Raw genomic sequence first — 24,524 nt, forward strand, 5'->3', positions numbered from 1 at the left:
GGACCGATGTCCTACATTGCCCATATCGAGTTGGACGACCGCAATCTGCCGCCGCCCACGCCCGAGATCGAACAGGAGCGCCGCGTCGCCATGTTCGATCTTCTCGAAGAAAACAGCTTCACCCTGCCCAAGCGGGACGACCGGCTTGTGCCCGACGGCCCCTATCGCGTGGGCCTTGCCATTCAGGACAAGCGCCTCGTCTTCGACGTCCAGACCGAAGACGCCAGCCCCGCCGCCCAGTTCCTGATGTCGCTGGGCCCCTTCCGCCAGGTGGTGAAGGACTACTTCGCCATCTGCAAAAGCTATTTCGACGCGGTCAAGAACCTGCCCCCCGCGCAGATCGAGACGATCGACATGGCCCGGCGCGGAATTCACGACGAAGGTGCACGTGTCCTCACGGAACGGCTTGAAGGCAAGGCCGTGGTAGACCACGATACGGCGAGACGCCTCTTTACCCTGATCTGCGTCCTGCACTTCGGAGCCTGACGGTTTGCCAGCAGAACTGCCACAATCGATCCTGTTCTGCTGCGACCACAATGCCGTCCGCTCTCCGATGGCCGAAGGCATCATGAAGAAATTCTACGGCACCGGCACCTATGTCCAGTCTGCCGGCTGCTACAATGACCTCGAAATCGACGGCTTCTCCATCGCCGTCTGCGAGGAGATCGGGGTGGAGCTCTCCCGCCACCGCTCCCGCTCCTTCGACGAAATGGCGCGCTTCGGCGACGACCTCTCCAGCTTTGACCTGATCGTGGCGCTCTCCTCCGCCTCGCAGAAACGCGCGCTGGACCTGACAAAATTCTACCACCTGACGGTCGATTACTGGCCGATCATGGACCCCACCGGCATTGGCGAAACGCGGGAGCAGAAGCTCAACGCCTACCGCCAGTGCCGCGACCAGATCATCGACAACCTGCAACGCCGGTTCGGGCCGCCCAAGGCCAATCCCTGACCGCCAAATTCCGATCTCCCATGACCGATATCATCAAAACCTATTTCGACGCCTTCAACGCGGGCGACATCCCCGCCATGCTGGACTGCCTGACCGACGACATCGCCCACCATGTGAACGAGGGTAAAATCCGCACCGGTAAGGCGCTCTTCACTGAGTTCTGCGCCCATATGGAACGCTGCTACAAAGAGACTCTCACCGATATGGTGATCTTCCATGACGCCTCGGGCACCCGCGCCGCCGCCGAATTCATCGTCAACGGCACCTATCTCGCCACCGACGCTGGCCTGCCAGAGGCGCGCGGCCAGACCTACCGCCTCCCCGCCGGGTCCTTCTTCACCCTGAAGAACGGTAAGATCGCCCGCGTCACCACCTATTACAACCTCGCCGACTGGACAGCGCAGGTCTCGTGACAGAGACCCGCATCCTCACCGGAGAGGCGCTGCATACCGCGCTCGACGATCTCGCCCGCCTGCGTATCCGCGTCTTCCGCGACTGGCCCTATCTCTACGACGGCGATCTCGATTACGAACGCCGCTACCTCGCGAGCTATACAGATCCCACCGCCATCGTGGTGGCCGCTTTCGACGGCGCGAAAATCATCGGTGCCGCCACCGGCATGGGGCTCGAAACCCATACCGATGACTTCGCTGCCCCCTTCGCCAACCACCCCGACCCGCTCGACACGATATTCTACTGCGCCGAGTCGGTGCTCCTGCCGGACTATCGCGGCCATGGACTGGGCCATGCCTTCTTCGACGCCCGCGAAGCCCATGGCCGCAGCCTCGGGCGCACCCAGTCCGCCTTCTGCTCGGTCATCCGCCCCGAGACCCACCCGGCCAGACCCGCAGAGGCCCGCAGCCACGACATATTCTGGCGCAAACGCGGCTACACCCCGTTGCCGGGCGCCATCGCCCATTTCCACTGGCGTGATATCGGCCAGCCGGAGGAAACCGACCACCCCCTCCAGGTCTGGATGCGCTCCCTCTGACCTTTTTCTTGCCGGAAATATCCCCGGAGGTGCGGAGGCAGGCCGCCTCCGCCCGCGCCCGCGGATGCGGGCGCAAAACATCACACGCGGCGCAGCCGCACAATTCCGCCAAATCTCAGCCCGCGCGACCGGCCGTCATATCGCTCTGCATCTGCCCGACATAGGTCTTGTAATCGACCTCCAGCATATAGCGCGGCGCATCCAGATAGACCCGCCGCTGGTAATCGCGATGCGCGGCGATCTCCGCCACCATGCCCGCATGATCCGGCATCTCCATCCGCCCGGACGAGAGCGCCGCGATCCACTTGCCCTGCACCTCGACCAACGGGATCGTCGGCCCTACCGGCTGCAACAGCCCGGCATGGATCAGCCCGGGATGCGCGGGCACCACCATCCGCCGGTAGAGCTCCCCTGATTGGGAAGGATCGAACACCGCCTCCGACAGGAAGGGGAAGGAGACGCCGTAACCCGTGGCATAGATGATCGCGTCATAGCCCGCCTCCGTCCCGTCGACGAACGCCACCCGGTCGCCCTTCAGCTCAGACAGATTGGGTTTCACATCAATATAACCATGGCCGATATTGGGCAGCAGGTCCTGGCTCAGCGTCGCATGTTCGCGCCACATCGGATGGTCTGGCCGGGGCAGGCCAAACCGCCGCTGATCGCCCACCCCCAGCTTGATCAGCTGCGCCATGATGCGCCGCACTGCGGGTGTCGGCAGCCGCAGCTTCCGCCCCAGGAAGCCTGACCACTGGTCGATCGGCACGCCCATCAGGTACTTCGGCATCACCCAGGCCGACCGCCGCGTCGACAGCGTCACATGCGCCGCCCTGCGGCAGAGGTCGACCGCGATATCCACCGCGGAATTGCCGATCCCCACCACCAGAACCCGCTTGCCGATATAGGGATCAGCGGTCCTGTAATAATGCGAATGGATCGCCTCGCCGTCGAACACCCCCGGAAATTCCGGCATGCGCGCATCCGACAGATGCCCGTTGGCGATCACAACGCGCGCATAATCCCGCACCTCGCCACTGTCCAATGTCACGCGATACCGCCCGCCCTCAGGCTCAACCGAGCTCACGGCGGTCCGGAACGTGACCAACGGTGTGATCCCGAAATGATCGGCATAGCGCTCCAGATGGGCCAGGAACTGCGCATGGCTCAGGAAATCCGGCAGGGACGGGTCAATGGGAAAATCGGAATAGCCGAGGTTCGGCCGGCTCGTGTCGATATGCAGTGAGGCATAGCAGGAGGACTGGCCATTATCGTTCTCGTACCGCCACATCCCCCCGATGGCGCTGCCCTTTTCGAAGATGTCGAAAGGCACGCCCGCCTCTTTCAGCGATTTCGCCACGGTCACGCCGGAGGACCCGGCGCCAATGATACAGACCTTCTCCATCTCAGCCCTCCCGATGTGCCAGATAATCCGCGATCACCGCGTCGAAATCCGCATCCGGGCCGATCCCCAGCCCCTCGGCGTATCGCGACACGAACCGCCCCGGCCAGCCGCGCACCACCTCGACCGTCGCAGGCACCGGCGCGCAGCTCATCGCGCCAGTGGCGCCCGCGCGCTGCGCGGCGGCCTGCATCTCGGACACGGTCACGGTCAGCGCGGGCAGGTTCAGCGCGCCCTTGGGCGGCAGCGCGGCGCGCGGTACGTCATGAAGGGCGATCAGCCCCCGCACCACCGCCCCGGCAGACGCGACCGGTACGCCCAGATCGCCGGGCAGGGGGGCGGCAAAGGCACGGCCCTCCAGCGGTTCCCGGACGATAGCCGCCACCTGATCCGACACCACGGGCTGCGTCATCCCCGGCCGGATCAGCACGATGGGCAGGCGAAGCGCCCGCCCGTCGATCCGCCCATGACGCGAGGCATCCGCGAGGATCAGCTCGTTGACGGCCTTGTGCATGCCATAGGTGGTCTGCGGCAGCGGCGCGAGACTGTCGTCGACCACATCGGGAAGCGCCCCGCCAAAGACCGCGATGGAAGAGGCAAAGATCACGCGCGCGCCAGACACCGCCCCCCCGATCAGGGCCTGGAACGGCGCAACATTGATCTTCCAGGCAAGATCGGGGTCCGCTTCTGCATGAAAGGTCAGTTGGGAGGCGAGATGAAACAGCGCGTCATAAGGTTCGGCGCAAAGTTCCTGCAGGATGCCCGGGTCAGCCAGGTCACCCTGGATCCTGCGAACGTCCAGTGCCGTCGCACCTCCCGGCAGGGGCGGAACCTCTCCCAGATCCGTCAGCACAAGTCGGGAGATAGCCCGAGGCGTACCGTCCGCGCCCGCCAGATGGCCACGCGCGATCAGCTCGTGCGTCAGTCTGCGCCCCAGAAATCCGGCCGCGCCGGTGATCATCACTCTCATGCTGTTCTCCCCTCAAAAAACATACTAGCAAGTATGTTTCTGGCGTCAACTCTCCGCTGACGGGCCTGTGCCTCTGTCCGCAAAGAAAAAAGCGAGGGGGTCAGAACCCGCTGATCAGGGGGGCGACAATCTTTTCGGCCAGCCGTGTCCGGTCCAGTTCGGTTTCATCCGCCTTGGGCCGGTACCAGAAAATCGACCATTGCAGGGCGCCAAGCAGGGTTTTGACCCCGATAGAGACATCCATGGACGGAACCGATCCTTCGTCGATGGCGTCTTGCAGGGCCGATCTGAACAGCGCCTCGAACGCGTCACGGGACGCGATAAGATCTGCCATGGTCGCGCGCTGCTCCGGGCTGACTTGCTGAAACCTGTGGACCTGCACGCCCTGAGCGACGACGTTTTCGAACGTGTGATGCTCCAGCATGGACCGCGCGTGCGCCAGCATCATTCCATGCAACCGGTCGCGCGCGGTGCCGTCACCCTTCTCAAGCGCCGGTTGGAGCCCGGCAAACAGCCGGTTCATCCCCTCTCTGTGAACGTCGAAGAAGAGGTCGGTTTTGCTGTCGTAATGGTGATAAATCCGGCCCTTGGTGGCATTGAGGCGGGCGGCGACGTGATCCACGGTAGTCGCCTGATAGCCGCGCTCCATAAAGCACTCAGCCGCCGCTGCGATAATTTCGGCTTTGCGCCAGTTCGGTTTGCGCGGCGGTGCCATCCTGACCTCTCTTCCTGATGGTCTAAATTATCTTATACCCCTCCGACCAGATTAATTTTTATTAACCTTCTCACCTTATACTTGCTAATCAGTCTGACTCACAACTCATGCGGAAACCGGGCCAAAATGCTGGAGGTCGGACAAAGGTGAATACAGGCATTTGAGGCGGAGGTCTTACTTTCGCCATAATTTTGCCCGAGAAAAAACGCGGATGAAATTAAAGAGAACCCTGGGTAGGTGGAGACGGCGAAACTGGAGGTTCGCCACAGGTTTCTCAGAAAAAAACCGGGTATAGCCGGGCAAGGCGCAGAGGCAACGGAGAGCGATGGCCGACGGAAAGGTCGACGGCAGTTCGGGCGACGATTCGATCCCGTCCAACTTTGTTGACGGCGACGGAGATTCCGTCGACGGCCCCGACGGCAATCGTGACACAATCTACGGCTACGGCGGTGCGGACACGATCAACGCCGGCTGGGGCGATGACACCGTTTACGGCGGTGCCGGCAACGATACGATCTACGGCGGCAGCGGCGGCGGGCAGGACCTGCTTTACGGTGGCAGTGGCGACGACAGCTTCTGGGGCTCGGCCGGTCGTGACACTCTCTACGGCGGTGCGGGTATCGACACGTTGGAAGGCGATTCCGGCGACGACCTGCTGTATTCCAGTTCCGGCGATGACGACCTTTACGGCGGGACCGGCAACGACACGATCGTCATTCTGCGCCCCGACAGCGATTACATCGACGGGGAGGGCGGAACAGACACCATCGATCTGTCGCAGCTGCAGGACTCCGCCGTCGCGGACATTACCTATTCCGGCGGCGGTTCGGGCTTCATAACGTTTTTCAACGGCGAACAGATCGAATTTCACGGCATCGAATCCGTGATCGGCGACTTCAATGGCATGGCCGATGGCACGGCAGCCGGCGAAACCATGAGCGACGGCTATACCGACAGCCAGGGCGATGCCATCGGCGACAGCGACGGCAGCGACGACGACCGCGCCATGGGCCACAGCGGGGACGATGTCATCCTGACCGGCACCGGGGACGATGCGATTTCTGGCGGCGCCGGGGCGGATATCGTTCAGGGCGGATCGGGCGACGACTCTCTCGACGGTAACTCCGGTGATGACAGTGTCTACGGCGGCATCGGCAATGACAATCTGGGCGGCGGCTGGGGCAACGACACGCTGTATGGCGGACAGGGCAACGATACGCTGATCGCCGACCGGGGCAGCGACGTGCTCTACGGCGGCTCGGGCGACGACGTGATGCGCGGCGGCTACGAGATCAACTATTCCGGATATAACCCGGAATGGATCGTCCGCGGCACCGATCTGATGATCGGCGAGGCGGTCTATTCGCCCTCCGGCAACACCCGTCTGGTTGTGCGCATGGACGGATCGGTTGTCATCGAGATGGATGACAACGGGGATGGCGTTCTCGAAACCTACGATTTCTTTGGTTATCCGGTTCTGGGTGTGGACCGGTTGCACGTGGGCACGGACGGCAATCTGATCGCCTATGATGCCGACAACAATATCGTCGCCCAGACCGCGACCAGCCATCCCGACGCCGGCGCGATTGTGATTGCCGATGACGGGAGCGTCATTTTCTACAGCACCGGCGCGCAGGTCATCTACGATGCCGGCACCGGCGGGGCGGTCAACAGCTATAGCGTGGCCGAAGGCAACAGCGCCGATACGATGCACGGCGGGATCGGCGACGACACGATCTACGGCGGCGGCGGCAATGATTCACTGACCGGCGGGTCGGGCGACGACGTGATCTATGGCGGGTCGGGCGATGACACGATCCTCGGCGGTGCCGGTGTCGATGTCGTGGAGGGAGACCTCGGCGCTGACTGGATCGGCGGCGGTGCAGGCAACGACAGCGTCTACGGTGGCGTGGGCAATGACTCAATGCATGGCGACTCCGGCGATGACCACGTCTGGGGCGGGTCCGGCGATGACACGCTCTACGGCGGCGATGGCTCGGACACACTGTATTCCGGCCTCGGCAATGATGCCTATCACGGCGGGACCGGTCAGGATTACATCGACTTCGGGGCCGAGACCGGTGGCGTCTACGTCGATCTGGACACCTTCTCGATCGGCGGCGCGGCCACGGGTGACCAGATTTATTCCGGCATCGACGGCGTTTATGGCTCCAACTTCGATGACACGATCATCGGCTTTGACGTCTATGCCGTGTCGGGCGATGCCTATACCAATATATTCTACGGCCGGGCCGGGAACGACAGCATGTCCGGCCTTGGCGGCCCGGATGAGCTCTATGGCGGGTCCGGCGAGGACAGCCTCTATGGCGGCACCGGCGCCGACACGCTGGAAGGCGGGCAGGGCGCAGACGAAATCTATGCCGGCTCGGGCGACGATCTGGTCACAGGGGCCTCCGGCGACGACACCCTGTCGGGCGATGCGGGCAGCGACACCTTCGTCCTGACCGGCGCCAATAACTACGACATCTCGGGCGGTGAAGACGCGGGCGACACGGATTACGACGTGCTGGACATCAGCGCGCTCGGCGCCGCCGGAGAGGTCTCGCAGATCACCTACGGAGGCGGCAACAACGAAAGCGGCACGATCCAGTTCTCCAATGGCGATGTGGCGACATTCTCGGGCATCGAGCACATCATATGTTTTGCCAGCGGGACGCAGATCGCCGTACCGGGAGGAGCCCGCGCGGTCGAAGACCTGACCCCCGGCGACTATGTTTTGACCCGCGATCACGGGCCGCAACCGCTGCGCTGGACCGGGCGCCGCACTGTGACGGGCCGGGGGGCGTCAATGCCGGTCGTGATCGACGCCGGCATCTTTGGCAACGACCAGCCGCTTGTGGTCTCGCCCCAGCATCGCATGCTGTTGTCCAGCTGGCAGGCAGATATGATGTTCGATACGCCCGAGGTGCTGGTGGCCGCGAAATTCCTCGTCGATGGCGTCACCATCCGGTTCGAGCCCCGGCCGGAGATCACCTACCATCACATCTGTCTGGATCGGCATGAAATCCTCTATGCCGAGGGCGCGGAGACAGAGAGCTTCCTGCCCGGTCCTGAAGGTCTGGCGACGCTGACAGAGGAGGACCGGATGTCTCTCTTCAAAGCCATGCCGCAACTGTGCGACGGGCAGGCCCCGGTTGTTCCGGCGCGGCGCATCCTCACCCGGCGGGAGGCCAGGGTGGTCAGTGGAATGTGGGTCCCGTCGGATATTCACCCGGTGATGGATCACACGACCTTCGACACCAGCGCCCACTGAGCCTGACGCAGGCCGGTCTGGGTCCGGAACCGGACCGGGGATCGTGGTGCCTAGACGTCGCGCCGGATCGCCGCCGCGGCGATCTGCGGATCGAAGGTCAGACCGCTGGCCTCTATGACGGTCTCGATCTGCTCTGTATCTCCTGCGGCCAGGCGGTCGCTGTCCACGTCAAAGACCTGGGCACCGCTCCGCCGCAGCCTGTCGAGGCGATAGTCGTAAGCGGCGCAGAACGGTTTCCAGAATTCCGGACTGGTCGAATGCCGCGCCATGAACGATGTCCGGCACAGGCTGTCCAGCACCTTCTCGCGGTCGCGCCGGACGATCACCCAGCGGGCCTGCGGAAACGCCGCGTCAAACAGCGGCCAGAGAAGCGTCAGCTTCGGGTCCTTGAACCCCCAGGGCATTTTGAAATCGTATTTCTCCCGCCGCAGCGCCTTACCGATCAATATGCGCAGGGTCGGGAAGGGCGGCAGCACCTCCCAGTCGGGCAGCGACCGCACGCCGAGCGGATCCACGCCCAGTGCGGTCAGCACCGGTTTGACCAGTTCATCGCGCAGCACCCGGCTTTCGAAATAGCCTTTTGGATTTTCGGCATTGCCGGCCACGGTCTGCCCCAGCCACAGCCCATGCGCATGCAGCAGACCCATCGTCATGGAGGTGGCAGAGCGTGGCAGGCCGACCATGAAAACCGGACGCTCCGGCACCGGAACCCGGTCGATAGCCAGCGCCGGCATGCGCATCTGTTGTGGCCGGGCCTGCCATTCGGCCTCTGTCCGGGCGACAAACGGCAGCACGGCGTCTGCCGAAAAATGCTCCTTGCGGATGGTCTGCGCCGTGTCAAAGGCGCTCTCGGCGCGGGCTTCCGGCCCCCAGAACCAATGCGCCGTCTGGTTCATGATCGCCAGAAGCGGCACGCCGGAGAGCCCGGCCATGTGCCAGTTGGCACTGTCGACCGAAATGACCCCGGCCAGATCCCGGATCATGTCGATCGTATTCAGCGGATCCCCGGTGACATCGGACAGCGGCACGAAGCACCGGCCATCGGCCTGCAGCATCGCGCGCTCCTCGTCCGTGATATCGAATTGCAGCGCCATGAACCGGGCCGTGCGGGGCAGGGAATCGAGGAATATCCGCAGAGGGATATGGCGTTCCTCCCGCCGGTTCTGACCCGAACCACCGCGCCAGCATATGCCCCAGACCGGCAACGATGCGGCCTTGCGGGTCGGCGTGTCCAGACACAGACCCGGACGCAGATCTCCGGTCGCGCAATAGCGCCGGCCGACAAAATCAGCGGCCAGATGGACGTCGGGCACGCCGTCCTTTTCGGTCATATCCTCATGCGCCAGAAACCGGGCCTGGGGGAAATACCGTTTGATCAGAGACCCATAGCGGCGCAATCCGATGAAGCAGGAGGTTTCGTGCCGCCCTTCGGCCTTGATATGGGCCAGGTGAAACAGCACATCGCCAAGGCCCTGTTCCAGAACGATTGTGTCCACATCTTCGGACATATTGGCCGTAAGAAACACGTGGCGCGCCCGCGTCGGCATGACTTTGGGAAACAGGATGGCCTCATGCCGGTGGGCAAATAGCGGAAAGGCCCGGCGATACCGGTTCGCCCAGAGCAGATGCAGCCCGGCCGTGGTCCGGAAATCGGCGCGCTCCCGGTCCGTGACCTGCGGGTCCTTGCGCAACCGGCGGGCGGTTGTGTAGTCGCGCAGCCTGAGCGACAGCCGATACCGCATCGGCCGCCAGTGCCGGGTCGCAAGCGAGGCATTGACCGCGCGGGCCGCGTCCAGATCGCCGGTGTAGTAAAGCGCGCATCCAAGCTGCAGATAGATCACCCGGCTGCGCAGCGACGGATCTTTGGGCGGCCGGTCGATCAGATCCGCGATCATGCCATGGCAACCGGATATGCGACCGGCGTTGAATTCCTCGGTCGCCTTGTCGAGCAGCGCCGAGATGTCTTTCTTGGCCGGGGTCACGATCTGGCGGGAGTAATCAGGGTTTGGGGCCGCACACGTTTGGCCGCGTCGAACAGCGAAAAGGTCTGGTTAACATAGTTCACGGCACTGCTGATATGCTCAAGATAGCTCTTCAGCTCGGGCGTCATGCTGGCTTCGATCAACTGCACGCTGCGTTCGGGATTGTCGAATTCGAACTGGCAGTAAAACAGCGGGTCTCCCCGGCGCAGAGTGATCGGCTTGCTGACATCGTGCCATTCAAAGGCCCACATCAGCGGACGCGGCCACAGGTTGATCGGGAAGCGCCCGCCAAAGATCGTGCCGGGCAGGGGCGTCTTGCGATAATGCAGATAGGCATCCAGCTGCGTGATATAGGTCGGCTCGTCAGCCAGAAAGATATAGGGCAGTTTCAGCTGGATGATCGGCCGGTCGGGATAGCGCCATTCGGCCTCGTTCGTGATCGACAGGCGTTTTCCAAGCGTGGAGGCGCGGATCGGCCCGGAGGTCCCGGCCAGGTTGCGCAGATGCGGCCGGCCGTCCTTGTCGCGGTCGAACCCGATGTTGATGTCGAACGGGCAGGCAATCTCGAAATAGCGGGATTCCAGGCCCAGAACGGCAGGACACCGCGAGGCGCTTTTGCCATGTTCCCGTCGTGCGTCGCGCGAATTGACCCGCCGCGGCGGATCGTAGATCACCGGCGCCTCCACATCCGACACAACCCAGCCGACCTTGACCGGCCCGCTTTTGGGGTCGTCCTGACCCCTGGTATAATTGATGCTGATGTCCATCGGAGCCCTGCCTGCAAGTCAGCGGTCGGATGCCGCTCATGACGCAAAAGCGTAAATCCCTTCCGGCTTTCTGGCAAGGATCCGAACGTGTTGAGCCGCGTCTTTCGCGTCAGTCGGGGGGCAGGTGCGACAAATGGTTCAGGGGCACGGCGGTGACCTTGGCCCAGTCCGGCAGCAGGCTGCGCGCCAGCTGATCTGCGGCGCGCTGTGCGGCGCCTTCGCCCGGGATAATCAGGTCGAACTGAGCATATTCAAGCTCCGCCCAGCATTGCGCGGTGATCCGTCCGTTCCGGAGCCAGGCCACCCCGGCCGGGCCGCTTGCATCCGGTCGCAGCGCGAATTCCGCCGTCAGGATGTCCGCACCGGCGGCCGCGGCCGCCTCCCGTACCGCCGTCTCCAGCACCTCCGGATCGGCGAGTCCACGGCCGCCGCGGTGATCAATGACGAACAGATATGCCGGAACAGAAAGATCGCTCATATCGGACCGATACACCGCGGTTCCTTGCAGGGAAATATGTCTTCTGCGGCGGCTGTGCACAGGCGGGATTGATTGAAATTCGGTTTGCCCCACAATCAATGGCATCGCGCATGACATCTTGAGGAGGAAGAATCATGGCCGAAAAGAAAGACCAAGCCGCCGCCGACACCGCCAGCATGATGGCGAATAATCCCGCCGCCAAAATGATGACCACCTGCATGGAAATGGGCGCCGAGATCATGGCGTTCGGTGCGCGACGTATGGAAAAGGATGTGTCCTTTCAAAAGGATATGTTGTCGGCGACGCCTCAGGACATGTTCCATATTCAGGCTGCCTTCTGGCAGCAGGTGGTCGAGGATTACCAGGCTGAATCGCAAAAGCTGTTGAACATGGCCCATATCGGCAAGACGACCAAGGACTAACTCCGCCGGCCTTTTCCGGTCCTTTAATGATCGGCCCGACTTGCGCCGGGCCGGGCTGATCCTGTTTGATGGCCATGACCGCCGGCGCTGTCTGCCGTGCGGCGTGGTGTTACAGGAGGTTAGATATGGGACTGGGCGATATGTTCTCCAAGGTGGCCGGTGCAGCTGGCGGCATGGATGCAATCATGGACAAAATCGGCGAGAGCGGGATCGATCTTTCCGCCTTGGCGGATCTCGATGCCGATGGCATCACCGCCAAACTGGAAGAGCACGGGATTGACCTGTCGATGCTCGAAGGTCTGGGTCTGTCCGTCGAAGACCTGCTTGAAAAGGCAAAATCCTATCTTGCGTGACTGACAGGCGCTGCGGGCAGGCGCGCCGGGCTCAAGGCCACTGGCGCGCCGGAGCGTGACCGGATTTGTCCGTCACAGCCAGACCCCGCGGGGCAGGTTCTGCCGGATCATGCCCCCCGGAAATCGGGTGGACGCTTTTCGACAAAGGCCGCTGCCGCCTCTTTATGGTCGGCTGTCTGGGCCGAATGTGTGAAATTCTCCGCCTCCAGATCCATCACCTCGTTCAGGCTGCCGCCAGCCGCCGCAAGATTGAGGTTGGCTTTCATCCGCCCGAGCGCGACCGTCGCACCGCTGGCAAGCGTCTGGGCAAAGGCCAGCGCTTCATCCAAGGCGCTGCCGGGATCGACCGACCGGGACACCATGCCAATCGTCTCAGCCTCTTTGCCGGAAATGATGGGAGAGAACAGGTACAGCTCCCGTGCCTTGGCCGCGCCCAGGATCTGCGTCAGAAAGAAGGTCCCGCCGAAATCGCCCGACAGCCCCACCTTGGCAAAGGCGGTGGTGATCTTGGCCGTGGCCGAAGAGATCCGGAAATCGCAGGCGAGCGCGATCGACAGGCCGGCGCCTGCGGCAGCGCCTTCAATGGCTGCGATCGTCGGCTTGGGCATATTGTGCAGCAGATCAGACACCTGCATCCGGTCGCGCAGCGATTTGCGCCGCTCGAAGAAGGATTTGTCGCGCCCCGCGCCTTCGTTCATCGCCTTGACATCGCCGCCGACACAAAAGGTGCCATCCGCCCCGGTCAGGATGACCGCGCGGACCGCCGCATCGCCCGCCGCCTCTGTCAGCGCCGCCTCAAGATCGACGATCATCTGTGGCGTAAACGCGTTTTTCCGTTCCGGACGGTTCAGCGTGACGATGCGGATGCCGCCTCTGGTCTCTGTTAGAACCTGGCTCATTGTCTCTCCTCCTCATTGCGGAACAATCTTCCGCAGTTCGGAACCGGTGTCCAGAGCGATCCCGTCAGTGCAGAAGCGAGAGCCAGAACCATACGCTGACCAGAGAGGCCGAGGTCGTCACCAGAACGGCCGAGGCCGCAACCCGTTTCGCCCGGTCGTAGATATTGGCAAAGACATAGGTGTTGATCCCCGGCGCCACTGCGGCGGTGATCAGCGCGGAGCGGAACTGCCCCTCCGACAGATGCGCCAGCGACCCGAAGGCCCAGACCAGCGCCGGATGCAGCATCAGCGAGATGACACAGATCACCAGCACGACGCGCAGGTCGCCTTCGATCTTGTACTGCACCAGCACGCCCCCCACGGCAAAAAGGGCGGCGGGAACGGAGGCCGAGACCATCATCTTCAGCGCATCGGTCACAGGGGCCGGGATGGAGATATTGCCGAGGTTCACGATGAACCCCAGCACCAGCGCGATCACCAGCGGATTGCGCACCATCTGCCGTCCGATCTGCGCTGCAATCCCCAGCGGCCGCAGCCCCTGGCCACGCGCCCGCACGGATTCCATCGCCGCAATCCCCAGCGAATAGCAGAAGGGCGCATGCATCGCGATAATGGCAAAATTCGCCTCAAGCGCATCGCTGCCGAAGGCGCGTTCGGTAATGGGAATGCCCAGCATCAGCGTGTTGGAGAACAGGCAGCAGAAGCCGATGACCACGCAATCCTCAAGGTCGCGCTTGAAGATCAGCCGGGCCGCAAGGAACCCCGCGACAAAGCAGATGGTCGCGGCGGTGTAATAGGTCAGCAGCAGCGGCGCATGAAACTGTTCGCCGATGTCAAAGGTGCTGACGGCGCGGAACAGCAGGCAGGGAAAGGCATAGGACTGGGTGAATTTCATCAACCCGTCCACCCCGGATTGCGGGAAACCAGCAAAACGCGTCGCAATATATCCGGCCCCGATCAGAAGGAAGACGGGCAGGATGACGATGATGAGCGCGCTCATGAGATCGGATAGGTGATCTGCATCCCGTCATAGGCGGGCTGGATATGGTCCGGCGTCTCTGCCGCGACGGCGGTATAGTCGAGGTCGATATGCATATTCGTGAGGATGCCCCGTTTCGGTCCGGCCCGGTCCATCCAGGCCAGAGATTGTTCCAGATGGGAATGCGTCGGATGGGGATCGCGCCTGAGGGCGTCCAGCACCCAGCAGTCGAGATCCTGAACCGCTTCCCAGGCCTCCTCCGTCATCTGCGCCACGTCCGGGAGATAGGCGAAATCCCGGATGCGGAACCCAAGCGCATCGATCGACCCGTGATTGACCCGAAAGGGCGTCAGGGTGACCGCGCCGCCCGCGCCATCCACCGTGAACGGACCTTCGATGGTCTTCATGTTCAGGATCGGCGGGTAGGGCGAGCCTTCGGGCTGAACGAAGGCATAGGCAAAGCGCGACACCAGCGCCTCCTGCGTGTCGCCATCCGCCCAGACCGCAAGGCGCTTGCGTGTATTGAAGACGATCATTCGCAGATCGTCGAGCCCATGCACATGGTCGGCATGGGAATGGGTATAGGCCACCGCATCAAGCTGACCGATCCCGGCATCCAGAAGCTGCGACCTCAGGTCCGGCCCCGTATCCACGAGGATACGGGTGGTGCCGCCGTCGCGTTCCTGCTCGATCAGCATAGAACAGCGGCGTCTTGTGTTCTTGGGGTTGGCCGGGTCGCAGGCGCCCCAATGGCCGCCCAGCCGCGGCACGCCGCCCGACGATCCGCAGCCGAGGATGGTGAAGCGCAGCTCTCCCATCAGGCGGCGTTCCTCTTGGGCCAGGCTGCGGCCTTGGCGAAAAGCCGGTCGAAATTGGCCTGCGTTGCGCGGGCGAACTCGGCGTAATCGATCCCGAAGACCTCCGCCCCCACCTTGGCCGTATGCACGGTATAGCCCGGCTCGTTCCGCTTGCCGCGATAGGGCGGGGGGGCGAGGTAGGGGCTGTCCGTCTCCACCAGAATCCGGTCAAGCGGCGCGGTGGCGAAGATATCCCGCAGCTCTTGGCTTTTGGGGAAGGCCGCGATGCCCGACATCGAAAGGTAAAACCCCAGATCCAGTGCCGCCCGCCCCAGCTCTGCCGAGGAGGAGAAACAGTGCATCACGCAGTCGAAGGCCGCATTGGCATGCTCTTCGGCGAGGATCCGCGCCATGTCCTCATCTGCCGCGCGCGCATGGATGATCAGCGGCAGTCCCGCCTCCGCCGCCGCCGCACAGTGGATGCGGAGGGAGGTCTTCTGAACCTCCGCCGTTTCCGCCGTGTAGTGGTAGTCGAGCCCCGTCTCGCCGATGCCCACGAATTTCGGATGTTTCGAAAGCGCCACCAGCTGATCGACCGTCACCGGAGGATGCTCTGCCGCCGACATCGGATGCACGCCGAAAGTATGGAAGATCTCGTCATGCGCCTCCGAGATCGCCTGCACCTTGGGCAGGCCCGGCAGCTTGGTGCAGATGGTCACCATGCGCGTCACCCCGGCTTCGATGGCGCGGGCGATAACCGCGTCGCGCTCTTCGTCGAAATCCGGGAAGTCGAGGTGGCAGTGGCTGTCGGTGATCTGGATGTCGGAGGTCATATGGCCCTGAAATCAGGCGGCCCGACCGCCCGCAATGCTCTGAAGTTTGAACACGGTATCAAGGATCAGCGCGGCAGGGTCAAGGTTGACCGCCTCGCCATGGCGCAGCCTTGCGCCGATCTCCTCCGCGCCCTGCGCCCATGCCTGTCCGGCAGGCGCATGCGGGGCAAGGCGGCGCAGCACCTCCGCCTCTCCGGGGGCCGCATCGGCGCGGGGCAGCAGGCCCGTCGCCCCGGTCCGCGCCAGTCGCGCCAGCATCAGGTCAATGAGGTGATAGAGCAGGGCGCGCTTTTCCTCCGCGCCCCGTTGCGCGGCGGCATCGGCCAGCGCCTGCGCCCGGCCCCGGTCAAAGCGCGGCATGGTGCCCATCAGCGCGATCAGCTCGGCATAGATCGCCAGCCCGCCCAGGGTCGACATGCGCACGGCTTCCCCGACGGAGCCGCCCGCCAGTTCCGCAAGGGCCGCCGGATCGCCGGTTGTCTCGATTTCCGCCCGATGCAACGCCTCCGCGATCGCCTCCGGACCGAGGGGGGACAGCCGCAGCTCCCGGCAGCGCGACCGGATCGTCGGCAACAGGCCCGAGGGCTGATGCGCGACCAGCAGCAGCACCGTGCGCGCGGGTGGCTCTTCCAGCAGTTTCAGGATGGCATTGGCGGCGCTGACGTTCAGCTCATCGGCGGCATCCACGATGACCACACGCCGACCGCCATCGGCAGAGGACAGCGAAAAGAAGGACTTGAGCTTGCGCGCCTCATCCACCGTGATCTCCCGCTTCAGCCGCTTGGCCTTTTCGTCATAGGGGCGGCGCAGGACAAAAAGCCCCGGCTCCGCGCCGGAGGCCATGCGGCGCGACACCGGATGATCCACGGGAATATCAAGCGTTTCCGGCGGGGGCGGGGCCCCAAAAAGCCCGTCGTCTTCCAGATCCGGCGTGGCCAGCAGGAACCGCGCAATCCGCCAGGCCAGCGTCGCCTTGCCGACGCCGCGCGGGCCGGTCACCAGCCAGCCGTGATGCAGCCGGCCCGAGGTGAAAGCGTCAAGGAACTGCGCCTCCGCCTGTTCCTGCCCGATCAGCCGCGCAGTGTCGCGCGGATGCGGCGCACCTTCGACGCGGTCAGGTTGCGGCAAGAATTCGTCGTCGTCGTCTTTTGTTTTGCTCATGGCGCGACACCGTCCAGCAGGGGCGCAACAGCCTCCCGCACCTGCGCGGCCACGGTTTCGGGCGCAGCCGCCCCGTCGATCACGCGGAACCGGCCCGAAAACTCTTCGGCCAGCGCCAGAAAGCCCGCCCGCATCTTGCGCTGCAGATCCGCGCCGAAATCCTCGAACCGTTCTTCCACGCCCTGCCGGCCTTTGGCGCGGGCCAGGCCCACCTCCGGATCCATATCGATCAGCACGGTCAAATCCGGCTCTACCCCGATCATCAGCGCGTGCAGCCTGTCGACCGCACCACGCAGATCGCCGCGCGACAGGCCCTGATACATCCGCGTGCTGTCGGCAAACCGGTCGCAGATGACCACCGCACCGCGTGTCAGGGCGGGCCGGATCGTGCGTTCCAGGTGATCGCGCCGGGCCGCGGTGAACAGCAGGATCTCCGTCTCGGCCGACCAGCGGTCGGGATCGCCCTGCAACACCAGCGCCCGTATCTCTTCCGCTCCGGGAGAGCCGCCCGGTTCCCGCGTCAGCACCACATCCATCCCGGCCTCGCGCAGCGCGTCGGCCAGCAGCCGGGCCTGCGTGGATTTGCCGGACCCGTCGATCCCCTCAAAGCTCAGGAACAGGCCGCCGGGCCGTGCCCCGGCCGGGATCAAGAGGCTGCCTCCTCCGCAGAGGGCGCATCCTCTTCGGTGGCGGCCCGGCCGATCCGGGTCAGAAGGTGATCGACCGCGGTCGCCATGCGCACCATGAAGCCGCCTTTGCTCACATCTTCTGCCGCGACCAGCGGAATGCGCGTTTCGGGCAGCCCGTCCAGTTGCAGAACCAGCTCCGCCAGCTCATCGCCTTTCCTGACGGGGGCAGAGATCGGCCCGTTATAGACCACCTCGGCATTCAGTTCGCTGCCAGCCAGCGAAGGCACCAGTGCCGTCAGATCCTCGGCCGTGGTCAGCGCGACGGAGGGGCGGGCACCCATATGGACGGCCGCCTTGGTGACGGTTTCGCCAGCCGTCAGCAGCGATTTTTGCGTGAACTGCCGGAACGCCCAGTTTACGACCGCCTCGGATTCCTGCGCGCGTTCGGCCGAATTTGCCAGCCCCGACAACACAAAGACCACCCGGCGGTCGCCCTGAACCGCCGACCCGACAAGCCCGTAGCCCGCCTCTTCGGTATGGCCGGTTTTCAGGCCGTCCGCGCCGATCCCCAGCCCCAGCAACGGGTTGCGGTTGTGCACATTGGTCGGCGCCCGGCCATCGAACTTGAACTCCCGCTCCTTGAAGAGGGGATAGAAATTCGGGAAATCCTCGATGATACGCGTGGCCAGCAGGGCCAGATCGCGCATGGACATCCGATGCCCGGCGGCAGGCCAGCCGTTGGAATTGGCAAAGGTCGAGTTTGTCATGCCCATGGTCTGCGCCCGCTGCGTCATATAGCGCGCAAAGCCGGCCTCCGTCCCGTCGGGCGACAGCGCCTCCGCGATAACGGCGCAGGCATCGTTGCCGGACAGGACGATGATGCCGCGCAGCAGATCCTCCACCGACACCCGGTCGGTGGTATCAAGGAACATGGTCGACCCGCCATAGCTCATCGCATGGCTCGACACGGGCAGTTTCTCATCCAGCAGCAGCCGGCCGTCGCGGATCGCCTCGAACGCGATATAAAGCGTCATCAGTTTGGACATCGACGCCGGTGGCAGCGGCTGATCGGCATTCTTGTTCAGAAGCACGGTTTTGGTCGTGATGTCGACGATATAAGCCGCGCGCGCCTTTGTATCGAACGCCTGCGCCGTGCCGGCGGCGAGGATCAGCGCAGACACCGCAGTGGCGCGGGCCAGGCCAAGCAGCATTCGTTTGGGGCGCCGCAGGGTGCCGGGAATATCGATCATGCGTGCTCCTCTCTGCCGGCGGTCAGTTGGTCACCGCATAGGCATCGGTAAAGCCAGCCGCCTTGACCTTGGTCAGCAGCTGGGCGCGTTCCTCTGTCGACGTGGCCGGGCCGACAATGACCCGCCAGAATGTTTTGCCCTGCGACGACTGCTTGCGGACCGTGGGCACGATGCCCTGCTGCCGCATCGCAACGGCGGTATTATTGGCGTTCTCTTCGATACTGAAGATGCCGATCTGAATAAAGGGCTTATCCAGCTTCGACGCGGCCGGTCGCGCGGGTTTCGGCGCCGGAGCGCTGACCTGCGGCGCGGCGACAGGCGCAAGGGCCTGCGTCTCTACCGCCGGGGCCGCGGTCAGCTGCGGGTCGTCGGCCACGCTCTCGGCCATGGCTTCCGGCGCGTCGGCTTCTTTTTTCTGCCAGGGCCAGCGGAATTTCTTTTTCTGCGGTGCGTCAGGCGCGTCTGCGGCCTCAACCGCGGCAACTCCGTCTGCCGCATCTGCGACGCCGGCGGGCGCGGCGGCGTCCGCCTCTGCCCGGGCGATCGCCGCCTCGGCCTGCGTGGCTGCGTTGGTCGGGCTGGCACCCGTCGCAACCGGCGCGGCGGCGACCTGGGTCTCCTCGGCCGCCGTTTCGGGCGCGATATCCGCATCCGGCTGCGCCGTCTCTTCCCGGCGCAGCGCCGTCACGTTCAGATTGACCGGCTGTCCGGCCAGCATCCCCAGTGCTTCAGCCGCATCGGAGGAGACCTGGAACCGCGGGCCCGGCCGTTCGACAGAGGGCCGGAACAGGGCACCGATCACAAATTTCGAATTCGACGAATTCCGGATCAGCGCGCGTTCGGGATCCTGAACATCGGGATGCGCGACCCAGACCCCGCCCAGCGAGGGACGCCCGTCCCAGAGCCCGGCTTCGGACGCCTGAAAAACTTCTGGAGCTTCGACATCGCGTTCGACAATCCGGGTCGATCCGCCCTGAACACTACCCTCGGTCCCCGGTGTCTTTTTGAACAGCGTGGCGCCGTTTTCCATGCAACCGGACAGTGCCAGTGTCGCGCCCACGGCCAATGCGAGCCGCATTCCGCCGCGGGGTCCCGCGCCTGTGATCGCTGAGCCAAGTCTGCGTGCCATCTTTCGCCCCTATATCTGCACGGATCACCCGTGCTGCCGTTGACCGGCTTGCCCGATTTTGCACGCAGTCTAACGGCTGTGTCCCCCGCTGAAAAGCGTGCAGGTCAGACGCCTTGCATTTTCTGCCGATCACATTTCAGAGCGCGGGCTGCGATCGCGAGGCCGGATCTCACCTGATCTCATCGGTCTTCCAGAATCGGAAACAGGGTCTTACAGGAGACAGACCCGGAGGAGTGGCAGAGTGGTCGATTGCACCGGTCTTGAAAACCGGCGTGCGTGAAAGCGTACCGTGGGTTCGAATCCCACCTCCTCCGCCATGGCCTTGCCCGCCGGGTAAAACAAAGCTTTACAAAGTGTTGGGAGTGTCCCGCCCGGGACAGCTTGGCCTGCGACACCGCCGGAATATCCGATCGAAAGGGCGCTGAGCCGCCCGTCCCGAGGTTTGTGAAACTTAAGTGACAGCGCGTTGCGCTTATTGTGCCCTCCAGCCATTGCCGATACTCCACAGCCGGGCTTTCGGAGTGGTGAATGTCGGTTTCCCTTGAAGGCGTTACCAAGCATTTTGCCGGTAATGCCGTTGTACATGACATCACAGCAGAGATCGGGGACGGAGAGTTCTTTGTCATCCTCGGCCCCTCGGGTTGCGGCAAATCCACGCTGCTCCGGCTGATTGCGGGGCTGGACCATCTGGACGGCGGCCAGATCGGCATCGGCGGGGCCGTGCTGTCGTCACCCGAGCGTCACGTGGCGCCCGAAAAGCGCTCTGTCGGGCTGATCTTCCAGTCCTATGCATTGTGGCCACATATGACCGTGCGGGAGAATGTGGCCTTCCCGGCGGAATCCGCCGGGGCGACCCGTGCGCGCGCGCGGCAGATCGCAGACGATAGCCTTGCAGTCGTCGATCTCCTGCCGCTGGCCGACCGCGCCCCGGCCGACCTGTCGGGCGGTCAACGGCAGCGTGTCGCGCTGGCGCGTTGCCTCGCAGGCGGCGCCGGAACGGTGCTGATGGATGAGCCCCTGGCCAATCTCGACCCGCATCTGCGCGACCGGATGGAGGGCGAGATCCGCAGCTTCCACCGCAAGAGCGGCACGACGACGCTCTATATCACCCATGATCAGCGCGAGGCCATGTCGCTGGCCGACCGGATTGCCGTGATGTGGGACGGCGCCTTCCTGCAGGTCGCGACCCCACGGGAGATTCACGACCGGCCAGCCAGCGAACAGGTCGCCCGCTTTATCGGCCGGGCGGCGGTTGTGACCGGGCAGGTCACCGCAGGTGTCGCCACGATTGGCCCTATGCGCGTCCCCGTCCCCGACGCGCCGGATGGCCCCGCGCGCGTCGTTCTGCGGCCCGGCAATATCCGTCTGGGCGACGGCGTTTCCGCTCAGCTGACCTCCGTCTGCTATCGCGGCGGCCTGTGGGAGGCATCGGCCCATGTCGCCGGTGTTGAAGAGGCCTTGCCCATAGCCTCCCCCACGCCCTTGCAGGACGGACAGGTGATCCAGCTGACCGCCACCCACGGATGGGCGCTTCCGGGCCAGGACCTCAGCCGCGCCAGGGGATGACCCCGGGCGGCAGCCAGCGCCCCAGCCGGTCCAGCACCGCCATCAGGACAAGTGTCGCAACAACCGTCACACAGGACATGGCCGCCGCAAGGGTTGTGTACCCGCCGTCCTCGTAGTTGAAGATCGTCGTCCCGATGGTCTCGTTCCCGGCCGACCAGAGCAGGGCAGACACGGTGACCTCGTTATAGGCGGTCAGGAAGACAAGGATCGCGCCGGATGCGGCGGCGGGGGCGACCAGCGGCGCAAATATCCGGCGCATCCGGCGGGCATAGCTGGCCCCCGAGACCCGGGCCGCGTCATCCAGCGCGGGATCCAGCTGTCCGTAGGCCGCGACGGCAGGCTTCAGGCCAATGGACAGGAACGCCGTCAGATAGGCCAGGAAAATGATCCAGAGCGTGTTGTAAAGCGACAGGTTCAGACCCGGCAGCGGGCGGATGAAGGTCAGGATGAACGCGATGGAGATCACAAGCCCCGGGATCGCATAGCTGACATCGGCCACAGCCGCAAAGGTCCCGCCCAACCGACGCGGCAGCCCGCCGCCACGGCGGGTCACAAAATACCCGATCAGAATGGCCAACGCGGCGATGATCGCGGCGGCGCCTCCGGCGGCAAGGGTCGAATTGCCAAAGGCCCGCAGGGTGGAGGCCTGACGGATCAGCACCTCCCGGAAGTTTTCGGTCGTGACGGTCTCCGGTGTCAGCGGCAGCCCGTAGGTCGCCACCAGCGCTGTCGCGGCAAGCGCCGTCAGCGGCAGCAAAAGCGTGGCGGCGATGTAGAGCGCAAGACAGCCTTCGGCCAGCGGACGCAACCGCCCCAAGGCGATCCGCAGCGGCGGCTGCGGCGGGCCAATCACGGCAGCGCGGCTGCGACGCTGCAGGGCAAACTGGGCCGCGATCGCCGCCAGGCTGATCACGGCCAGTAGGATCGAGATCACAGCGACATCGGCCAGCGCACCGGGGCCAAAGCTCGACAGCCGGTTCCAGATCAGCACCGGCAGCGTCGTGTACCGGGCAGGAATGCCAAGGATCGCAAGGATGCCGAAATTGCCCAGGGCCGAGACAAAGGCCAGCATGAAACCCGCCGCCAGCGTCGGTGCCAGAAGCGGCAGGATCACCCGGCGCAGCAGCCGCAATGGCCGGGCCCCGTAGATGCGGGCGGCTTCGGTCATCTCGCGCGGCAGGCGCCGCAAGGCGGCCAGCACGACAAGCAGGACAAGCGGCGCATGCTGGACCGTCAGAAGCAGCATGACCCCAAAGGAGGTGTACAGCGGATGCGGCGATCCGGGCGGCGGCGCCAGACCCAGCGTGTTCAGCACCACGCTGCTCGGGCCAAGCGCCTGCACCCAGGCGATGGCCGTCACCTGCGGCGGGATCATCATGGGCAACAGGAGCGCAAAGACCGCCGCCCCCTTGGCCCGCACATCCGTCAGCCCGATGATCAGCGCGAGACCCGTACCCAGCACAAGCGCGGCGAGCCCCGAGATTGCAGAGCTCTCCAGGCTGTTCCAGGTCGCGCGCTGCACCGATCTGCTGCCGATGGCGTCAAGCAGCGGGGCAAGGGAAGGCAACCCGCCATCACTCAGCCCCACCTTGGCCAGCAACCCGAGCGGCACGGCAAAAAGCACCACCCCGAGACTGCAAAGCGCGGCGAGGGTGATCCCTTCGCCGCGCCCGATTTTGTTTAAGCGGGTATCAGCCACCAAAAGTCTCGGTGAACTTCATCTTGTTTTTGGTATCTTCCGCCAGCGCCTTGGCCGGATCGAAGGGCAGCAGCTTGATATCGGTCAGCGCCGGGAAACCTGCGGGCGGGGTGACGCCGGGATGTGCCGGCAGATAGCCCATGTCAGCCGCCAGCGTCTGACCCTTTTCCGAGATCAGGAAATCGATAAAGGCCTTGGCCGCATCCGGGTTCTGCGCGGTCGACAGGATCGCGGCGGGTTCGGTCACAGCCGACACGCCCTCCTCGGGGAAGACGAATTCCACCGGCGCGCCATTGACCTTTTCCCGGATCGGCAGGAAGTCGACGACAAAACCATAGAGCTTTTCACCCCCCGCAACGGCCTTGTAGACACCGCCATTGCCGCCCTGCGGGTTCGCCCCCTGATCGGCCAGACCCTCGTACATCTCCCAGCCCAGATCGGGGTTGGAGGTGATGGAGACCATGTGGATCGTCGCGGCCCCCGAGGTCAGCGGCGACGGCATGGCGATATTGCCGCGGGCCTCCGGCTTCAGCAGGTCCTTGTAGGAGGTCGGAACCATCGTGGCCGCGGTGTTGTAGATGATGCCGGTCGTGATCAGCTTGGTCGAGAAATAGTGATGTTCGGGGTCCATCAGCGCCGGTTCATAGGCCGACACGTCGGCCTCCGCGTAGGGCATCAGACGACCTTCGGCCTCCAGACCTTCCATCGTGACCATATCCGCGATCAGCAGCACATCGGGCTGCGGCGCCCCGGCTTCGAATTCGGCCATCAGCTTGGCCATGACCTTGGTGGTGCCGTCACGGAACCATTCAACCTCGACCTCCGGATATTCGGCTTTGAAGGCGTCCACGGTCTGCTGGGCATCGGCATTCGGCTGCGAGGTGTAAAGAACCAGCTTGCCGGAGACATCGGCAAGGGCGCCGGTGGCCATCAGGGCAGAGACAGCAGCGGTGAGGAGGATGGATTTCATGGGAGCGTCGTCCTTGGTTTGAGCAATCCCGCCGACCGGTAGCACCAAGTTACAACAGTTCTTTGACAGCCTCCGCCGGCATCCCGTCTCGTTTGAAGGTCTGGGCCCGTCTGAGGTGAAATTGATCGTTCAGCGCCTTGGGGGGCGCAAATCGTGGTAAGGTTCCGCCACGCAGGCCCCAGCGTCCCGGACAGGCGCGTGGCACATGGATGCTCTTTCAGTCAGATATTCTGGGTATCGGGAAGGCCCCTTAAGCGGAGCCTGTCATGTCGCAATGACCGGCGACAATTGCTGCCCGCCGGGGTCGTA

24 protein-coding genes and 1 tRNA gene are annotated in these 24,524 nt (G+C 64.2%); 9 read left to right on the forward strand and 16 right to left on the reverse strand.

What is annotated here, in order from left to right; all coding sequences use genetic code 11:
* The first annotated feature begins 6 nt into the window (after positions 1–6).
* Genes ACRARG_RS16310 through ACRARG_RS16325 form a run of 4 tightly spaced genes read left to right on the forward strand, consistent with a single transcriptional unit; the run spans position 7 to position 1,943 of the window.
* The gene (locus tag ACRARG_RS16310; RefSeq protein ID WP_432691080.1) at positions 7–486 is read left to right on the forward strand and encodes a UPF0262 family protein; all 480 of its coding nucleotides are present in this window, start codon (positions 7–9) and stop codon (positions 484–486) included.
* Positions 487–490: 4 nt separating this feature from the next.
* Positions 491–952, forward strand: a complete 462-nt coding sequence (locus ACRARG_RS16315) for an arsenate-mycothiol transferase ArsC (protein ID WP_432691081.1) — start codon at positions 491–493, stop codon at positions 950–952.
* A gap of 20 nt (positions 953–972) precedes the next feature.
* Positions 973–1,365, forward strand: a complete 393-nt coding sequence (locus tag ACRARG_RS16320) for a ketosteroid isomerase-related protein (RefSeq protein WP_432691083.1) — start codon at positions 973–975, stop codon at positions 1,363–1,365.
* Positions 1,362–1,943: a GNAT family N-acetyltransferase gene (locus ACRARG_RS16325; protein WP_432691085.1), complete on the forward strand. Its 582-nt coding sequence runs from the start codon at positions 1,362–1,364 to the stop codon at positions 1,941–1,943. Before ACRARG_RS16320 ends, ACRARG_RS16325 begins: the two co-directional genes overlap by 4 nt.
* Before the next feature lie 115 nt (positions 1,944–2,058).
* On the opposite strand, the gene ACRARG_RS16330 is transcribed toward ACRARG_RS16325, so the two are convergent.
* From ACRARG_RS16330 to ACRARG_RS16340, 3 genes are all read right to left on the reverse strand, one after another.
* Complete coding sequence (locus ACRARG_RS16330) at positions 2,059–3,345, reverse strand: flavin-containing monooxygenase (protein WP_432691087.1); 1,287 nt, start codon at positions 3,343–3,345, stop codon at positions 2,059–2,061.
* Position 3,346: 1 nt separating this feature from the next.
* On the reverse strand, positions 3,347–4,312 hold the full coding sequence (locus ACRARG_RS16335) for an NAD-dependent epimerase/dehydratase family protein (RefSeq protein WP_432691088.1): 966 nt from the start codon (positions 4,310–4,312) through the stop codon (positions 3,347–3,349).
* 100 nt (positions 4,313–4,412) lie between these two features.
* Complete coding sequence (locus ACRARG_RS16340; protein WP_432691089.1) at positions 4,413–5,027, reverse strand: TetR/AcrR family transcriptional regulator; 615 nt, start codon at positions 5,025–5,027, stop codon at positions 4,413–4,415.
* 325 nt (positions 5,028–5,352) lie between these two features.
* On the opposite strand from ACRARG_RS16340, the gene ACRARG_RS16345 reads away from it, so the two are divergent.
* Positions 5,353–8,301 (forward strand): Hint domain-containing protein, encoded by a 2,949-nt coding sequence (locus ACRARG_RS16345; protein ID WP_432691091.1) that lies wholly within the window; start codon positions 5,353–5,355, stop codon positions 8,299–8,301.
* A gap of 50 nt (positions 8,302–8,351) precedes the next feature.
* On the opposite strand, the gene ACRARG_RS16350 is transcribed toward ACRARG_RS16345, so the two are convergent.
* The 3 genes from ACRARG_RS16350 to ACRARG_RS16360 all read right to left on the reverse strand — a co-directional run bounded on the left by ACRARG_RS16350 (position 8,352) and on the right by ACRARG_RS16360 (position 11,528).
* Positions 8,352–10,283, reverse strand: coding sequence for a sulfotransferase (locus tag ACRARG_RS16350; RefSeq protein ID WP_432691092.1), 1,932 nt, complete (start codon positions 10,281–10,283; stop codon positions 8,352–8,354).
* Positions 10,280–11,050, reverse strand: a complete 771-nt coding sequence (locus tag ACRARG_RS16355; RefSeq protein WP_432691094.1) for a hypothetical protein — start codon at positions 11,048–11,050, stop codon at positions 10,280–10,282. Before ACRARG_RS16355 ends, ACRARG_RS16350 begins: the two co-directional genes overlap by 4 nt.
* A gap of 109 nt (positions 11,051–11,159) precedes the next feature.
* Complete coding sequence (locus ACRARG_RS16360; RefSeq protein ID WP_432691095.1) at positions 11,160–11,528, reverse strand: S-adenosylmethionine decarboxylase; 369 nt, start codon at positions 11,526–11,528, stop codon at positions 11,160–11,162.
* Positions 11,529–11,662: 134 nt separating this feature from the next.
* On the opposite strand from ACRARG_RS16360, the gene ACRARG_RS16365 reads away from it, so the two are divergent.
* Positions 11,663–11,950 (forward strand): phasin family protein, encoded by a 288-nt coding sequence (locus ACRARG_RS16365; protein WP_432691097.1) that lies wholly within the window; start codon positions 11,663–11,665, stop codon positions 11,948–11,950.
* Positions 11,951–12,075: 125 nt separating this feature from the next.
* Entirely contained in the window at positions 12,076–12,303 is a 228-nt protein-coding gene (locus ACRARG_RS16370) for a hypothetical protein (protein ID WP_432691099.1), read from the forward strand.
* A gap of 107 nt (positions 12,304–12,410) precedes the next feature.
* Here the strand turns inward: ACRARG_RS16370 and ACRARG_RS16375 are convergent, their stop codons facing one another.
* From ACRARG_RS16375 to ACRARG_RS16410, 8 genes are all read right to left on the reverse strand, one after another.
* Complete coding sequence (locus tag ACRARG_RS16375; RefSeq protein ID WP_432691100.1) at positions 12,411–13,202, reverse strand: enoyl-CoA hydratase-related protein; 792 nt, start codon at positions 13,200–13,202, stop codon at positions 12,411–12,413.
* 64 nt (positions 13,203–13,266) lie between these two features.
* Positions 13,267–14,202 (reverse strand): AEC family transporter, encoded by a 936-nt coding sequence (locus ACRARG_RS16380; RefSeq protein ID WP_432691102.1) that lies wholly within the window; start codon positions 14,200–14,202, stop codon positions 13,267–13,269.
* Positions 14,199–14,999 (reverse strand): MBL fold metallo-hydrolase, encoded by an 801-nt coding sequence (locus ACRARG_RS16385; RefSeq protein ID WP_432691104.1) that lies wholly within the window; start codon positions 14,997–14,999, stop codon positions 14,199–14,201. Before ACRARG_RS16385 ends, ACRARG_RS16380 begins: the two co-directional genes overlap by 4 nt.
* A complete protein-coding gene (locus tag ACRARG_RS16390) occupies positions 14,999–15,811 on the reverse strand; it encodes a TatD family hydrolase (protein ID WP_432691106.1) in 813 nt (270 codons plus the stop codon). Before ACRARG_RS16390 ends, ACRARG_RS16385 begins: the two co-directional genes overlap by 1 nt.
* Before the next feature lie 12 nt (positions 15,812–15,823).
* The gene (locus ACRARG_RS16395) at positions 15,824–16,972 is read right to left on the reverse strand and encodes a DNA polymerase III subunit delta' (RefSeq protein WP_432691108.1); all 1,149 of its coding nucleotides are present in this window, start codon (positions 16,970–16,972) and stop codon (positions 15,824–15,826) included.
* On the reverse strand, positions 16,969–17,619 hold the full coding sequence (gene tmk / locus ACRARG_RS16400) for a dTMP kinase (RefSeq protein ID WP_432691384.1): 651 nt from the start codon (positions 17,617–17,619) through the stop codon (positions 16,969–16,971). Before tmk ends, ACRARG_RS16395 begins: the two co-directional genes overlap by 4 nt.
* Complete coding sequence (locus tag ACRARG_RS16405; protein ID WP_432691385.1) at positions 17,619–18,812, reverse strand: D-alanyl-D-alanine carboxypeptidase family protein; 1,194 nt, start codon at positions 18,810–18,812, stop codon at positions 17,619–17,621. The genes tmk and ACRARG_RS16405 overlap by 1 nt, the downstream gene beginning before the upstream one ends.
* A 61-nt stretch (positions 18,813–18,873) precedes the next feature.
* Entirely contained in the window at positions 18,874–19,980 is a 1,107-nt protein-coding gene (locus tag ACRARG_RS16410; protein WP_432691110.1) for an SPOR domain-containing protein, read from the reverse strand.
* A gap of 227 nt (positions 19,981–20,207) precedes the next feature.
* Between ACRARG_RS16410 and ACRARG_RS16415 the strand changes: the two genes are divergently transcribed.
* Both ACRARG_RS16415 and ACRARG_RS16420 read left to right on the forward strand, forming a co-directional pair.
* Positions 20,208–20,297, forward strand: a tRNA-Ser gene (locus ACRARG_RS16415).
* Positions 20,298–20,508: 211 nt separating this feature from the next.
* Positions 20,509–21,546 (forward strand): ABC transporter ATP-binding protein, encoded by a 1,038-nt coding sequence (locus ACRARG_RS16420; RefSeq protein WP_432691111.1) that lies wholly within the window; start codon positions 20,509–20,511, stop codon positions 21,544–21,546.
* Here the strand turns inward: ACRARG_RS16420 and ACRARG_RS16425 are convergent.
* Both ACRARG_RS16425 and ACRARG_RS16430 read right to left on the reverse strand, forming a co-directional pair.
* Positions 21,527–23,245 (reverse strand): ABC transporter permease, encoded by a 1,719-nt coding sequence (locus tag ACRARG_RS16425; protein WP_432691113.1) that lies wholly within the window; start codon positions 23,243–23,245, stop codon positions 21,527–21,529. The genes ACRARG_RS16420 and ACRARG_RS16425 overlap by 20 nt on opposite strands.
* Positions 23,238–24,215, reverse strand: a complete 978-nt coding sequence (locus ACRARG_RS16430) for an ABC transporter substrate-binding protein (RefSeq protein WP_432691115.1) — start codon at positions 24,213–24,215, stop codon at positions 23,238–23,240. Before ACRARG_RS16430 ends, ACRARG_RS16425 begins: the two co-directional genes overlap by 8 nt.
* Positions 24,216–24,524 lie beyond the last annotated feature (309 nt).

The organism is Pseudooceanicola profundi, from assembly GCF_050897955.1.
Lineage (GTDB): Bacteria > Pseudomonadota > Alphaproteobacteria > Rhodobacterales > Rhodobacteraceae > Pseudooceanicola.